Below are 15020 nucleotides of genomic sequence, written 5' to 3' on the forward strand. Positions count from 1 at the left end.
AGCATGTCATCGGGGGGCGGAGGCGGCATGCCGCCGCCGGAGGAGGACCGCGTTCTCGGCGCGTTCGCCGGCCTCGCCGTGGGCGACGCCGCGGGCTGGCCGGCGGCGCGTCACCGGTCGCTGCGGCTCGCGCCGTGGAGCAGGCGGCTGCACCGGGAGCTGGACGCGTTCGCCGAAGAGCGCCAGGTGACCACGTTGCCGGTGCCGTTCGCGCTGAACCAGCCGGTCGAGCCGCTGGCGCTCGGGCCGTCCGACGACGCGGAATGGCTCGCCTGGACGGCGACGACGATCCACGAGGACCGCGCGGAGGCGTTCGGGCGGCTGGCCCGGCGTGACGACCTGCGCGCCCGGATCTCGGTCTGGTCCGCGCTCGACAACCTCGCCGCCGGCCTGGGGCCGCCCGCGAGCGGCCACGACAACCCGCACTTCTTCGACGACGCGGCGGCGGTGCGTGCGGTGGCGTTCGGCGCGGCGGGGATGGACCCGGTCGCCGACGCCGAGGTCACGAACTCCGGGGACGGCGTCCTCGGGGCGGTGGCGATCGCGACGGCGGTCGGCGCGCTGGTGAGGGGCGCGCCGATGCGGGAGGCGGTGGACGCGGCCGTCGCCGTGCTCCCGGAGGACACCGCGATCGGGCACGCCGCACGTACGGCCGTCGCGGTGGCGCGTAAGCACGGCGACCCGTTCGCCGCCGTCCCCGCGCTCGACGCGGCGCTGCTCGACCACGTCTACAGCTACGGCGTCGCCGCCGCCGAGACCGTCCCGATCGCGCTCGCCCTCGCCGACGCGGCGATGCCGGGCGAAGGCGCGTCCGGCTCCGCACGGTCCTTCACACGGTCCTCCACACGGTCCTCCACGGGGGGACGCGGGGCGGGGGAGGCGTTCGGCGCCGCCGTGTCCGCGGCGGCCTGCCTGGCGTCGGTCGCGGACTCGGCGCCGGCGCTCACCGGGGCGCTGGCCGGGGCGTACGCGGGGTACGCGGCGCTGCCGGAGGCGTGGCGGGAGTCGGCGCGCACGCTGGCCGGCTGCTGCCTGCCCGAACTGGCCGGCACCGACCTGGTCGCCGTCGCCCGGACCCTGGCGTCCGGAGGTCCGGCCCGAAGCGCCCCGGAGCAGGAGGGCGCGGCACAGGAGGGCGCGGCACTGGACGGCGCGCGACAGCACGGCGTGGCAAAGGACGGCCAGACAGGCAGCGGTACGACACAGAGCGGTTCGACAGACAGCGGTTCGACAGACAGCGGTTCGACAGACAGCGGTTCGACAGACAGCGGTTCGACACGGAGGGGGACGGCATGACGCCGCTTGAGGACAGGGCCGTCGGCTGCGTGGCCGGTGCGGCGGTCGGCGACGCGCTCGGCGGCGCGACCGAGGGGTGGACGCCGGAGCAGATCCGGGCGCGCTACGGGGGCCCGGTCGAGGGTGTGGTCCCGCCGTACCACGCGGACTGGCGCAACGCCCGGCCGATCGCGCCGTACCACAAGGGCGACGGCCACGTGACCGACGACACGCTGATGACCCACGCGCTGATCCGCGTGTACGAGCGGGTGGGCGGGCACCTGGACGCCTACTCCGCCGCCGAGCACCTGGTGCCCGAGATGATGGGCCAGAAGCGCTGGATCCCCGAGCTGGAGGCCGAGGCGCTGCCGCTGCACCGGGTGTTCCTGGCCGAGAAGTGGCTGGTCCTGCGGCTGCACTACGGCCACGCCGACCCGCGCGAGGCGGGCGTCGGCAACATCGTGAACTGCGGCGCGGCCATGTACATGGCCCCGGTGGGCGTCGTCAACGCGGGCGACCCGGACGGCGCGTACGCCGAGGCGGTCGACCTGGCGGGGGCGCACCAGTCCAGCTACGGCCGTGAGGCGGCCGGGGTGCTCGCCGCCGCCGTCGCCGAGGCGATGCGGCCAGGGGCCACGCCGGACTCGGTGGTCGCGGCCTGCCTGCGGCTCGCCCGCGACGGCACGCGGGCGGCCATCGAGGCGGTGTGCTCGGCCGCGCGCGGCATCGGCCACTGGGAGGGCTCGTTCGAGACGCTGCGCGCCGCCATGCGCCCGTACGACACGGTGGCCGACACCTATCGGGACCAGGGGCTGGGCGCGCGCCGCCCGAGCCGGGTGCACAGCATCGAGGAACTGCCGCTCGCCCTCGCGTTCCTGCTGATCGCCAAGGGCGACTTCCGCGAGACCGTGCTGGGCGGGGTGAACTACGGCCGGGACGCGGACTCGATCGCCTCCATGGGCGGCGCGATCGCCGGGGCGCTGGGCGGGCGGTCCGCCGTACCGGCCGGGTGGATCGAGGAGGTGGCGGCGGCGAGCAGGACCGACCTCGTCGCGCCCGGCCTCGCCCTCGCCGCCGTGGCGCGCCGGGTGCGCGCCGCGGACGCGGAGCGCCGCCGCGCGGCCGACGCCGCGTTCGCCGAGCTGCTGGCCGGGGGCGGGGCGTGACGCGGCTCACCTGGGTGCAGCCGGAGGACCTGGTGGGCCACGAGCTGCGCCAGGCCGCCGAGGACGGCAGGGGCGACCTGCCGGAGGTGCGGGAGATCGCGGCCCGCTGGCGGGCGGCCGGGGGGCATCCCGCGCCGCCCCGGGCCGGCGCCTCGCCGCAGGCCGCTCCCGTACGGCTGCGCCGCCTGGCGGAGGACCTGCTCGACGAGCTGGCCGCGATCCCCTCGCCGCTGCCCGAGCCGTCCGCCTGGGAGGAGATCGTCGCCGCCTGTCCGGACTGGCCCGGCGGAAGAAGCGCGGGCGGGGCAGGCAGCGTGGATCCGGCGCGGGTGCTCGGCGCCTGGCGGGGCCGGGCGGCAGGATGCGTGCTCGGCAAGCCGGTGGAGAAGATCCCCCGCGAGGGCATCCGGGAGATCGCCGAGGCGACCGGCAACTGGCCGATCCGCGGCTGGTTCACCGCCGAGGGCCTGCCGCCGGAGGTCGCGCTCAGGTGGCCGTGGAACCGGCGCAGCGCCGTCAACAGCCTCGCGGAGAACATCGACGGCGTTCCCGAGGACGACGACCTCAACTTCCCGCTGCTCGCGCTCGCCCTGCTGGAGCGGTACGGCAGGGGCTTCACCACGGCGGACGTCGCGCAGATGTGGCTCGACGAGCTGCCCGGCGGCCGGGTGTTCACCGCCGAGCGGGTCGCGTACCGGAACCTGCTGACGGGCATCGAACCGGAGCCGGTGGAGCCCGCGCCCGGCGCGGAGCGGGAGCCGGGGCGGACGACGGCCGCCTACCGCAACCCGTTCCGGGAATGGATCGGCGCGCTCATCCGGGCCGACGTGTACGGCTGGGTCAATCCGGGAGATCCGGCGACGGCGGCCGAGTTCGCCTGGCGCGACGCCCGGCTCAGCCACACGGCGAACGGCCTCTACGGCGCGATGTTCACCGCCGCGATGTGCGCGCGGTCCCTGGACGGCTCCTCCGTGACGGAGGTGGTCGAGGCGGGCCTGTCCGTGGTGCCCGCCGGGTCCAGGCTGGCCGGCGCCGTACGGGACGCCGTGGAGGCGGCCGGCGCCGAGCCGGACTTCGAGCGGGTCGTGGACCACCTGTACGCCCGGCACGGCGGCCTGCACTGGGTCCACACGATCAACAACGCGGCCCTGATCGCGGCGGCGCTGGTCCACGGGAAGGGGGACTTCACCGCCTCGATCGCGGCCGCGGTCGCGGCCGGCTGGGACACCGACTCGGCGGGCGCGACGGTCGGCTCGATCGTCGGCGGGCTGAACGGAGGCGTGCCCGGGCAGTGGTCCATGAAAGACCGCCTGACCAGCAGCGTCACCGGATTCGACGGCATCGCCCTGGGGGAGCTCGCCCGGCGCACCCGGTTGATGGCAGGGTAAGCGGGATAAAGGTGACGATCCTGGAGGAAGCATCGTGATCTCGGTGTTCGGCAGCGCCAACATGGACCTGGTGGCCTACGTACCGTCCGCTCCCAAGCTGGGCGAGACCGTCACGGGGCGGGCGTTCCGCACGATCCCCGGCGGCAAGGGCGCGAACCAGGCGGTCGCCGCCGCGCGGGCGGGTGCCCAGGTGGCGTTCATCGGCGCCGTCGGCGACGACGCCTTCGGCCCGGAGCTGCGCGGGGCGTTGTTCGAGGCGGGCATCGACACCAGCAGGCTGCGGGTCGTGCCCGGACCGTCCGGGATCGCCCACATCGTGGTGGAGGACAGCGGCGGCAACTCGATCGTCGTCGTGCCCGGCGCCAACGGCTCCGTCACCGGCTGCTCCGCCGAGGACGTCGCGATGATCGCCCGTTCGCGGGCGTTGCTGCTGCAGCTCGAACTGCCCCTTGAGGGGGTCGTCGAGGCCGCCCGCGCCGCGCGCGCGGCCGGGGTGCCGGTGGTCCTGACCCCCGCGCCCGTCGTGGAACTGCCCGGCGAGCTGCTCGACGCCGTGGACCTGATCGTGCCGAACGAGCACGAGGCCGCCGCCATCACCGGCGCGGCCGACCCGGACGACGCGCTCAAGGTCCTGCTCGACCGCGTCCCCGAGGCCGTGATCACCCTGGGCTCCCGCGGCGCGCTGTACGGCTCGCGCGCCGGGGTCCGGCTGCTGGTGCCGGCCGTGCGGGTCGAGGCGGTGGACACGACGGCGGCCGGCGACACGTTCGTCGGCGCGCTCGCCGTCGCCAGGTCCGAGGGCCGCGACCCCGCGGACGCGCTGCGCTTCGCCTCGACGGCGGCGGCGCTGTCCGTCCAGCGGGAGGGCGCGAGCACGTCGATGCCGAGCCGCGCCGAGATCGACGCGGCGCTTCTGTCGTGACCGCGGGCCGCGCGAGGCGGGGCCTGCCGCCCCGTCCGTGCGGCCCCGACGCGATCGCCGGGGGCGGCCCCGGTGCGCGAAACCCATGGGAGGAACGAATGACCGCCCCCGCCACGCCGCCCCTGTCGGGCGTACGCGTGCTGGACCTGGCGACGCTGTTCGCCGGGCCGATGGCCGCGATGCTGCTCGGCGACTACGGCGCGGACGTGATCAAGGTGGAGCATCCGGCGAAGCCGGACCCCTCGCGCGGCCACGGGCCGGAGGGGTTGTGGTGGAAGATGCTCGGCCGGAACAAGCGTGTGATCACGCTCGACCTGTCCACGCCGGACGGCCAGGACCTGTTGGTCGAGCTGGCGCGGGACGCCGACGTGGTGATCGAGAACTTCCGTCCGGGCACGCTTGAGCGGTGGAATCTCGGATACGAGCGGCTGAGCGCGGCCAATCCCGGGCTGGTGCTCGCCCGGGTGACCGGCTTCGGGCAGTTCGGCCCGTACGCCAGAAGGCCCGGCTTCGGCACGCTGGCCGAGGCCATGAGCGGGTTCGCGGCGATGACGGGGGAGCCGGACGGCCCGCCGACGCTGCCGCCGTTCGGGCTGGCCGACGGCATCTGCGCGCTCGCGACCGCGTTCGCGGTCATGACCGCGCTCAAATCGGGCCGGGGGCAGGTGGTCGACCTGTCGATCATCGAGCCGATCCTGGGCGTCCTCGGGGCGCAGCCCACCGTCTTCGACCGGCTCGGCGTCGTGCCCCCGCGCACCGGCAACCGGTCGGTCAACAACGCGCCGCGCAACACGTACCGGTGCGCGGACGGCTCGTGGCTGGCCGTCTCCACCTCGGCCCAGAACATCGCCGAGCGCGTGATGCGGCTGGTCGGCCGTCCCGAGTTCATCGCCGAGCCGTGGTTCGCGACCGGCGCGGGCCGGGTCCGGCACGCCGACGAGCTGGACGGGGCCGTGGCCGCCTGGGTGGCCCGGCACACCCGCGACGAGGTGCTCGCCGCCTTCGAGGAGGCGCAGGCCGCCGTCGCGCCCGTCTACGACGTGCGGGACGTCATGGCCGACCCCCAGATCGCGGCGCTCGACGCGATCACCACGGTCGAGGACCCCGAGCTGGGGCCGCTGCGGATGCAGAACGTCATGTTCCGGCTGTCGGAGACGCCGGGGACGATCCGCTGGACCGGCCGCCCGCACGGCGCCGACACCGACGAGGTGCTGGCCGCGCTCGGCCTGCCGCCCGGCCGGATCGCCGAGCTGCGCGAGAAGGGGATCGTGTGACGGATCACAGCCCCTCCGCGGTTGACCCGGTGTGTCAGGGGGATCATCAGGCGGCAGAAAAAGCCGTGAGGAGTGACCCCGTGCCCCCGACCATGCCCCCGACCGCGCCCCCAGCCGCGTCCGTGACCGCGCCGCTGACCTGGTTGTACGTGCCCGCCGACCGGCCGGACCGGGTCGCCAAGGCGCTCGCCGCGGACGCCGACGTCGTCATCGTCGACCTGGAGGACGCGGTCGCGCCCGAGAACAAGGGCCGGGCCAGGGCCGAGGCCGTCGCCCTGCTCGCCACGCCGCAGCCCCGGGTGCAGATCCGGGTGAACGACGTGCGCACGCCGTACGGGCAGGCGGACCTGCACGCGCTGGCCGCCCTCGTCACGGGGACGTGCGGCGTCCGGCTGCCCAAGGTGGAGTCGGCGGCGGAGGTGCGGGAGATCGCGGCGGCGCTGCCCGGCGTGCCCCTGCACCCGCTGATCGAGTCCGCCCTCGGGCTGGAACGCGCCTTCGAGATCGCCACCGCCTGCGACGCGGTGGCGAGCGTCGGGCTCGGCGAGGCCGACCTGCGCGCCGACCTCGGCGTCAGCTCCGATGGCGGGCTCGCCTGGGCGCGCTCGAGGATCGTGGTCGCCGCCCGTGCCGCCGGGCTGCCCGCGCCCTCGCAGTCGGTCTATCCGGACGTCCGGGACCTCGCCGGGCTGGCGGCGTCCTGCCTGGAGGGGCGCGCGACCGGGTTCCGCGGCCGGACGGCGGTCCACCCGGCCCAGCTCCCGGTCATCGTGGAGGCGTACCGGCCCAGCGAGGCGGAGATCGCCGCCGCCCAGGAGGTGCTCGCGGCGGCGGGCCAGGGGGCGGTGGCCCTGCCGGACGGCCGGTTCGTGGACGAGGCCGTGGTGCGGCAGGCCCGCCGCGTCCTGGAGAGCGCCCGCCCCGCCGCGTACCCGGGGCCGGCCGCGTATCAGGGCGGGGCCGGGGCGAGCAGGCCGTAGGCGACCGCGTACCGGTGGCCGAGCGCGTCGAGTCGCCGCGTGCCGCGCCTCGGCGGGGGGTAGGGGCCGGGGGAGACCCCGCGCGAGAGGACCCCCGCCGTGGACGCCGTCGACCCCGCCGCCGATCCAGCCCCCGACCGCACCGCCGACCGTGCTCTCGGTCATGCCGCCGACCGGACGTTCGATCGTGCCGCCGACCGGGCCTTCGATCGTGCTCCCGATCGTGCCGGGGGCCGGACGCCCTTCGGTCCCCGCGTCAGGGTGGCGAGCGCGCCGGTCAGCTTCGGTGTCTACGACGCGGAGAGCGCGTCGATCGCCCCTGACGACATGCTCGCCACGATGCGCGCCGCCGGATACGCGGGGACGGACTCCGGGCCCGTCGGCTACCTCGGCACCGGCGCCGAACTGGCGGACCGGCTCGCCCGGCACGGCCTCGCCCTCGCGGGCGGCTGGGTGGACCTCCGGTACGGCGACGCCCGCGGCTTCGCGGAGGACCTGGCCGGACTGGAGGCCGCGCTGGACGTGTTCGCCGGGGTCCCGGTGGACGACCCGCGGTTCGCGCCCCGGCCGACGCTCGCCTGCCCGGCCGACCCGGCGAGGTTCGCCCGGCCGGGCGCGCCGGTCGATCGGGCGCTCCAGCTCGCCCCGGACGTGTGGCCGGGGTTCGCCGCCCGGGTGCGGGAGGCCGCCGCCCGGTGCCGCGACCGCGGCCTCGAACCCGTCTTCCACCACCATCTCGGCACCGACGTGGAGACGGAGGAGGAGGTCGAGCGGCTGCTCGACCTCGCCGACGTCTCCCTGTGCCTGGACACCGGGCACCTGTGGCTCGCGGGCGGCGACCCGGTCGCCGCGATCGCCCGCTGGTCCGGCCGGATCCGGCAGGTGCACGTCAAGGACGCCTCCCGCGACACGCTCGCCCGCGTACGGGCGGCGGGCGGCGACCTGTGGGACGCCGTCCGCGGCGGCGTCTTCCCGCCGCTCGGCGGGGGCGACCTCGACCTGGACGCCGTGGTCGGCGCGCTCGCGCGGACCGGCTACGAGGGGTGGGTGGTCGTGGAGCAGGACGTCCCGGCGACCGGCCCGGACCTGGGAAGAGTGGCCGCCGACCAGGTGGCCAACCGGGAACGGCTGGCCCGGGCGGGTCTGGTCGGCGGCCCGCCTACCGCTCCGTCGGCGCCGCGAGGGCGCGGGTGACGGAGGCGAGCTCGTGCCAGCGGGCGGACAGGACGTCCGCCGCGCCGGGGATCAGGGCGGAGCCGGCGTCGAGCAGGTCCGCCCACAGCGACCGGCCGACGACGAAGCCGCTCGCGCCGGACGCGCACGCGACGGCCACCTGGCGGACGACCGCCCCGAAGTCCTGTCCTCCGGACAGGATCGTCCACGGGAGCGATCCGGCCGCGGCGTCCAGGTCGTCGCAGGCCGCGCGCGCGGCGGCGTGCCCGGCGACGGCGTCCACCCCGGCGGGGAAGGCGAGCTTGAGGAAGTCGGGCGCGCGACGCGCCACCTCCGCCACGACGTCGAGTTGACGGCGGCGCAACGACTCGGCCGACTCCTCCCGGTCGCGCGGCGTCACCAGGACCTCGGCCATGACGGCGAGGCCCACCGCGTGGAAGTCCGCGATCACCCGTTCGAGCAGCGCGAACCGGTCGGCCGACCCGGCGTCGTCCAGGTCCTCCACCCACATGAGCTTGATCGCGTCCGCTCCGGCCGCCGCCACGGTGGCCGCGTCCCTCCCGTCCGCCACGAGTTCGGCGGCCGGTACGGGCGCGGTGGGCGCGGTCTGCCGCTCCAGCCCGACGATCAGGCCGGACGGTGTGACGAGGTCACGGGACAGGCAGGCGGGCGCGCCGTGCTCGACGTCGACGAGTACGGACGACGGGAGGCCGCGCAAGGCGGCGACGATGTCGGCCTTGGGACCGGCCAGGGCGGCCGCGTCCGGGACCGGCGTCACCGGCCAGGCGTCGGGGCCGTGGTCGACGGCGAGCGACAACATCCGGCCGGACGGGTCCAGGACCCGCTGCACCGCGAGCCGGCGTCGCCCCGCGCCCGGCGCGGGGACGCGGGGGGCGGCCGGGGTGCGGCGCGGGCCGGCGGACGGCGTGCCGTACGGCGCGTCCGTGCTCCAGCGGCGCTCCGCCCGTGTGCCGAGAGCGCGGGCGGCGGCCGCGCAGAGGCCGAGGAACCCGTCCGGGTCCCAGGCGGCCCGGCCGACGAACAGGCCGTCCACCTCGGCGCTGCGCGACAGCTCGTCCACGTTGCCCGGGTTGACGCTGCCGCCGTACAGGATGACCGGGTCGGCCTGGCCGAGATCCTTCAGCACCGCGCGCACCGCCGCGTGGACCGGCTCGACCTCGGGCAGCGTCGCCGCCCGGGAGCCCTCGCCGATCGCCCACACCGGCTCGTACGCCACCAGGACCCGGTCCCGCTCGTCCGGCCGTACGCGGGCGAAGGCGGCGCGGACCTGGCCGGTCACGTGCTCGAGCGCCCGGCCCTCGTCGCGGACCACCTGGGTCTCGCCCACGCACAGCAGCACCCGGAGGCCGCGCGCGAGCGCCGCGCCCACCTTGGCCGCGACCACGTCGTCGGTCTCGTGGTGGTCGCGGCGCCGCTCGGCGTGGCCGATCTCGACCAGGGCGGCGCCCGTCTCGGCGATCATCGCGGCGCTGACGTCCCCCGTGTGGGCGCCGTCGGGCCAGGGGGAGGTGTCCTGCGCGCCGACGAGGACCGGCGACCCGCGCAGCGCCCCGGCGACCCGGTTCAGGTGCGTGTACGGCGGAACCACGAAGAGCCGCAGCGGCCCGTGGTGGGCCGGCCACCCCGCGGCGAGGGCCGCGGCGAACCGCTCGGCCTCCTCCGCGGACTTGGTCATCTTCCAGCTCGTGCCGATCCAGAACTCTCTGCCGGACATGACTGTCTCCCTCGTCCCCACGTTCATCCCCACGTTGATCTCGCCCCGTCCGCGATGCGCCGGTACCGCTCGTACGCGTCGGCCATCCGCCGCCGCCCGGCCGCGCCGGGCTCGTAGGTCGCGAGGTCCCGCACGGTTGCCGCGACCGCCTCGGGCAGGCCGGTGTACACGCCGGCCCCGACGCCCGCGACCATCGCCGCGCCGAGCGCGCCGACCTCCCGGGCCGACGTCGTGGTCACCGGCAGGTCCAGCCCGTCGGCGAACATCTGCAGCCATGTGCCGCTTCTGGTCGCCCCGCCGCTGATCCGGGCGGAGTCCACCGTGAAGTGCGAGCGCAGCGCGTCGGCGTGCCGGCGGTGGTTGTGCACCACGCCCTCGTACAGGGCGCGCACCAGGTGGCCGCGGGTGTGCCAGCCGCGCAGGCCCGCGAACCCGGCGCCGACCGCCGCCCCGTCGGGCGAACCGTACAGGAAGGGCAGGTAGGTGACCTCGGACGGGCCGTCGAGGACGGCGTCCACCTCGTGCGACAGCCGGGTGAAGACCTCGTCCGGCTGCCCGGCCGCGCTCAGCTCCGCCCCGCACAGGGTCTGGACGAACCATTCGAGGTTCGTGGCCGAGGCGGGGGACAGCGCCATGTTCAGCCAGCGGCCCGGCTCGACGAAGGTGCGGCAGTACCACGAGCGGCTGGGCGCGGGCGCGTCGCTGACGACCTGGTTGATGCTGTACGACCCGGCGACGACCGACAGCGTGCCCGGCCGGTGGACGCCGGTGGCCAGCGCGCACGCGTCCACGTCGTGCAGGCCCGACACGACCGGCGTCCCCGCCCTCAGGCCGGTACGGCGGGCGGCGTCGGCGGTCACGGCGCCGGCCACCTCGTGGCTGTTCACGATCGGCGGCAGCAGGTGCCGCCACCGGCCCAGCCCGTACGCGTCCACGACGGCGTCGGACCAGGTCTGGGTGTGCGGGTCGGTGAAGGACTGGCTGGCCTCGGTGGGGTCGGTGTTCACCTCGCCGGTGAGCCACGACTTCAGCAGGTCCTTGCAGCCGATGACCGCGGCGGTGCGCGCGACGACGTCGGGCTCGTGCTCGGCGAGCCAGGCCAGCACGGTGGCCGGGCTGGGCGCCCACGGCCGCTGCCCGCCGGTGGCGAAGGCCCGCTCGGCCGTGCCGTCCCGCTCCCAGCGGTCGAGCAGCGGCTGGGCCCTGCTGTCCAGCGACAACACGCCGGGCCGGGTCGGTACGCCGGCGGCGTCGACGAGGTAGAGGCCGTCGCCGTGCCCGGTGATGCCGACGGCGAGGATGTCCCCGGCCGGCACCCGCGCGGTGATCTCACCGAGCACGGTGTCGAACGCGGAGCGCAGGGCGGTGAGGTCACGCTCGACGTGGTGCGGGGCGGGGGTCTCGGCGCGCAGCCGGGCGGAGCCCCGGGCGACCTCGGCGCCGGACCGGTCGAACGCCACGGCCTTCAGGACGGTGGTGCCGGCGTCGATCCCCAGCAGAAGTCCGGTTCCCGGACGGTGACCGGACATGTGTCAGCCGATCTCGCCGAGCCGGCGGATGTAGGTGCGGTAACCGGCGATGTCCCGCTCGACCCGGCCCGCGTCCCAGCCGCAGTGCTCGGCCAGCACGGCGCCGACCCGCTCCAGCGCCGGGACGCCGAGGTCGGGTTCGAGGCCGATCATGGTACGGCGGGCGACGACGTCGGAGATCGTGGTCGCGAGCTCCTCGCGCACCGCGAAGACGACCTGGGCCGCGATGGTGCCGGTCGCCTCGTCCACGACCTCGGCCAGGCGCGGGTCGGCGGCGGCGAGCGCGGCGACGTCGGCCGCGCGCGTGCCGTACACGCGCAGCAGGCGCTCGGCGGTCGCGGCGGGCAGGCCGGACGCCGCGGTGAACTCGCGGGCGAACGCGTCGAGGTCGAGGGCGCGGGCGCCGGGCAGCCGCATCCGGGTGGTGGAGCTGCGCCGCCTGGTCCAGCGGCGGGACAGGCGCGGCGGGCGGGGGCCGTGCCTCCGGGCCTGGCGGGCCATGACGGCGTCGACGGTCTCCTCGGCCAGCCCGCGGAACGTCGTGAGCTTGCCCCCGATCACGGAGATCAGGCCGATGATCTCGGGGGCGTGGTCCACGAGCAGGTGCCGCCGCGAGATGTCGCCCTCGGGCTTGCCCGCGTCGTACGGCAGGGGCCGCACGCCGCAGTAGCTGTAGCGGACGTCCGCCGGGGTCAGCCCGGCCATGGGGATGATCCGGTTGGTCTCCTCCAGGATGTAGGCGAGCTCCTCCTCGTCGCTGCGCACGGTGTCGAGGTCGCCGTCGAAGCGCAGGTCGGTGCTGCCGATGAGATAGCGGCCGAGCCAGGGGATGACCATGAGCGGGCGGCCGTCGCGGTGCGCCTCATAGTAGAACGCCTGGTCGGGGGCGCCGGGGAACGGGTCGACGACGTAGTGGCTGCCCTTGGTGCCGCCCATGCGGCGGGCGCCCGCGCGGGCGCCGAGCGCGGCGGCGAGCGTCTGGTCCACCCAGGGGCCGGAGGCGTTCACGACGACGGGGGCGGCGATCTCGTGGCGCTCCCCGGTGAGCCGGTCGGTGAAGCCGACCCCGCGCACCCGGTCGCCCTCGGTGAGGATCTCGTCGACCTGCGCGTACGTGAGCACGGTGGCGCCCTCGGCGGTGGCGGCGAGCGCGGTCTCCAGGACCATGCGCTCGGCGAACTCGACCTGCGCGTCGTAGTAGGCGGCGCCGCCCTGGAGGCCGTCGGGGCTGAGGCCGGGGCACAGCTCCAGGAGCCGCTCCTTGGAGTACGCCCGGTGGTGGTCCACCGTCTTGTCGAAGCTGAGCAGGTCGTAGGCGATCATGCCGAGCCGCAGGATCGCCTTTCCGTGCGAGTTCCCCCGGTAGAACGGCAGCACGAACCGCAGGGGCTTCACCAGGTGCGGCGCCGCCTGCAGCAGCCACTCGCGCTCGCGCAGGGACTCGCGGACCAGCAGGACGTCCTTCTGCTCCAGGTACTTCAGACCGCCGTGGACCATGCGGCTCGACCAGGACGAGGTGCCGGAGCCGATGTCGCCCTTGTCCAGCAGGGCGACCCGCAGCCCTCGGGCCGCCGCGTCCCAGGCGATCCCCGCGCCGTTGACGCCGGCGCCGATCACGACGAGGTCGACGCCGCGGGCGAGCCGGGCGAGGGCGTCGGCGCGCCGCCGGAGCAGGGTCTCCGGTGTGCCGGCGGTGTCCCGGGTCAGCCCGTCCGGCGCCGACGGCGCGGACTCAGTGGAGGACGCGGCGGAGGGCGCGGACGACGTGGTCGGGTCCGGCTGGTTCATATCTCGTGCCACCTTGGTCGGTCGTTTCGACATGGCCGGGCCCCCGTGAGCGCGGCTGCGGTCGTACGCCCGGCGGGGCCGTTCGGCGATGGGTCGCCCAGATGTCGCGGCCCGCCTCGTGGACGTTCATCACATCTTTCGTGTGACATCCGCCAGTATCAGATGTGAAAAATATACCTGTCAACGTCTTGTTTCGGTGAAATTAACCATCTAGCGTGTCCCATCAAGCAGCGACGCTGTTAGATCTACCTTCTACCTTGTTACATCGGAGTCGGCGTGAACGGTTCGCTCGAGTGCCGGGATCTCACGAAAAGCTTCGGAGGTCTCCCCATCCTGCGCGGCGTGAGCCTGTGCCTGGAGCCGGGCACGGTCACCGTGCTGGCCGGTGAGAACGGGGCAGGCAAGTCCACGCTGATGAAGATCATCTCCGGCCAGCTCCGCCCCGACACGGGGGAGGTCCTCTTCGGCGGCGAGCCGCTCGCCCCGGGCGACGTCCACGCCGCGCGCGGCGCGGGCGTCGGCATCGTCCCGCAGGAGCTCGCGCCGATCCCCGACCTGTCCATCTACGAGAACCTCTTCGTCGGCAGGGAGAAGCGCACCAGGACGGGCCTGCTCGACCGCCGCGGCATGATCAGGGCGGCGCGCGAGATGCTCACCGTCTTCGGGATCGACCTCGACCCGCGCACCCCGATGCGCCGGCTGTCGGTCGGCATGACCCAGCTCGTCGAGATCGTCAAGAACACGTCGTGGGGCGCGCGCGTCGTGCTCCTCGACGAGCCGACCTCCGCGATCTCCGACCGCGAGGTCGAGCGCCTCTTCACGCTGGTCGACCAGCTCCGCGAGCGCGGCGTGGCGATCGTCTACACCACCCACAAGATGGCGGAGATCCAGGCGGTCGCCGACCGGGTCGTGGTCCTGCGCGACGGAAGGCTCGTCGCCGACGAGCCGCTGGCCGCCCTCTCCGAGCACGACATCGTCCAGCACATGATCGGCCGCGAACTGTCGGAGCTCTTCCCCGAACGGCCGGAGCCCGGCACCGAGGTCGCCCTGCGCGTCGGCGGCGTCCGGCGTGACGGCGCGCCGCCCGTGGACCTGGAGGTGCGCGCGGGGGAGATCGTGGGGCTCGCCGGCCTCATCGGCGCCGGCCGCACCGAGCTGCTGGAGACCCTCTTCGGCGTACGCGCCCGGACCGGCGGCGAGATCGAGGTCGGCGGGAGGCGGCTGCGGCCGAACCGGGTGACCGAGGCGATCGCGTCCGGCATGGCGCTCGTCCCCGAGGACCGCAAGGGCGCGGGGCTGGTCCTCTCCATGGACGTTCTCGACAACGGCTCGCTTCCCCACCTCGGAGCCTTCTCCGTCGCCGGGTGGCTCCGCTCCAAGGCACGGGCCGAGGCCGTCGGCTCATGGGGGCGGACGCTGGGACTGCGCAGCCGCGGGCTCTCCCAGGAGGTGCAGACCCTCTCCGGCGGCAACCAGCAGAAGGTCGTCCTCGGCCGCTGGCTGTCCGGCGACGTCAAGGTCCTCCTGCTGGACGAGCCAACCCGCGGCGTCGACATCGGCGCGCGGAGCGAGATCTACCGCGCGATCATCCGGCTCGCCGAGTCCGGGCTCGCCGTGCTGATGGCGTCGTCCGACATGGCGGAGGTCATCGGACTGTCCCACCGGCTCCTGGTCATGCGCGGCGGCGGAGTCGTCGCCGAGCTGGACCGCCGGGCCATGGACGCGCCGGACGTGCAGGAACGGATCTTCCGGCACGCCGCGGGCCTCCACGTCGCTTAAGAACCACTGAT

Annotated in this window: 11 protein-coding genes; 8 read left to right on the forward strand and 3 right to left on the reverse strand. The window is 75.3% G+C overall.

The genetic code is table 11. From position 1 onward, the window contains the following. Positions 1–3: 3 nt before the first annotated feature. The 7 genes from AWQ70_RS06830 to AWQ70_RS06860 all read left to right on the forward strand — a co-directional run bounded on the left by AWQ70_RS06830 (position 4) and on the right by AWQ70_RS06860 (position 8199). On the forward strand, positions 4–1296 hold the full coding sequence (locus AWQ70_RS06830; protein ID WP_245646796.1) for an ADP-ribosylglycohydrolase family protein: 1293 nt from the start codon (positions 4–6) through the stop codon (positions 1294–1296). Continuing rightward, positions 1293–2441: an ADP-ribosylglycohydrolase family protein gene (locus AWQ70_RS06835; protein ID WP_067171870.1), complete on the forward strand. Its 1149-nt coding sequence runs from the start codon at positions 1293–1295 to the stop codon at positions 2439–2441. The genes AWQ70_RS06830 and AWQ70_RS06835 overlap by 4 nt, the downstream gene beginning before the upstream one ends. Beyond that, positions 2438–3829, forward strand: a complete 1392-nt coding sequence (locus AWQ70_RS06840) for an ADP-ribosylglycohydrolase family protein (RefSeq protein WP_067171872.1) — start codon at positions 2438–2440, stop codon at positions 3827–3829. Before AWQ70_RS06835 ends, AWQ70_RS06840 begins: the two co-directional genes overlap by 4 nt. Before the next feature lie 34 nt (positions 3830–3863). After that, complete coding sequence (gene rbsK, locus AWQ70_RS06845) at positions 3864–4751, forward strand: ribokinase (protein ID WP_084516605.1); 888 nt, start codon at positions 3864–3866, stop codon at positions 4749–4751. A 98-nt stretch (positions 4752–4849) separates the two neighbouring features. After that, complete coding sequence (locus AWQ70_RS06850) at positions 4850–6025, forward strand: CaiB/BaiF CoA transferase family protein (protein WP_067171874.1); 1176 nt, start codon at positions 4850–4852, stop codon at positions 6023–6025. An 80-nt stretch (positions 6026–6105) separates the two neighbouring features. Beyond that, positions 6106–7005 carry an HpcH/HpaI aldolase/citrate lyase family protein gene (locus AWQ70_RS06855; RefSeq protein ID WP_245646797.1) on the forward strand — a complete coding sequence of 300 codons (900 nt, stop codon included), beginning with the start codon at positions 6106–6108 and terminating at the stop codon, positions 7003–7005. A gap of 99 nt (positions 7006–7104) precedes the next feature. Next, positions 7105–8199, forward strand: a complete 1095-nt coding sequence (locus AWQ70_RS06860) for a sugar phosphate isomerase/epimerase family protein (protein ID WP_245646799.1) — start codon at positions 7105–7107, stop codon at positions 8197–8199. Here the strand turns inward: AWQ70_RS06860 and tpiA are convergent. The 3 genes from tpiA to AWQ70_RS06875 are packed head-to-tail and all read right to left on the reverse strand — an operon-like array spanning position 8165 to position 13230. Next, positions 8165–9913 (reverse strand): triose-phosphate isomerase, encoded by a 1749-nt coding sequence (tpiA, locus tag AWQ70_RS06865; RefSeq protein WP_067171876.1) that lies wholly within the window; start codon positions 9911–9913, stop codon positions 8165–8167. The two genes, AWQ70_RS06860 and tpiA, sit on opposite strands and share 35 nt — an antisense overlap. Positions 9914–9936: 23 nt before the next feature. Continuing rightward, positions 9937–11442, reverse strand: coding sequence for an FGGY-family carbohydrate kinase (locus tag AWQ70_RS06870; RefSeq protein ID WP_067171878.1), 1506 nt, complete (start codon positions 11440–11442; stop codon positions 9937–9939). Between the two features lie 3 nt (positions 11443–11445). After that, positions 11446–13230, reverse strand: coding sequence for a glycerol-3-phosphate dehydrogenase/oxidase (locus tag AWQ70_RS06875; protein WP_084516606.1), 1785 nt, complete (start codon positions 13228–13230; stop codon positions 11446–11448). A 342-nt stretch (positions 13231–13572) separates the two neighbouring features. On the opposite strand from AWQ70_RS06875, the gene AWQ70_RS06880 reads away from it, so the two are divergent. Beyond that, the gene (locus tag AWQ70_RS06880) at positions 13573–15009 is read left to right on the forward strand and encodes a sugar ABC transporter ATP-binding protein (RefSeq protein ID WP_218004444.1); all 1437 of its coding nucleotides are present in this window, start codon (positions 13573–13575) and stop codon (positions 15007–15009) included. Positions 15010–15020: the final 11 nt, after the last annotated feature.

This window comes from Microtetraspora niveoalba (assembly GCF_001570405.1).
In the GTDB taxonomy this organism is placed as follows: Bacteria; Actinomycetota; Actinomycetes; order Streptosporangiales; family Streptosporangiaceae; genus Microtetraspora; species Microtetraspora niveoalba.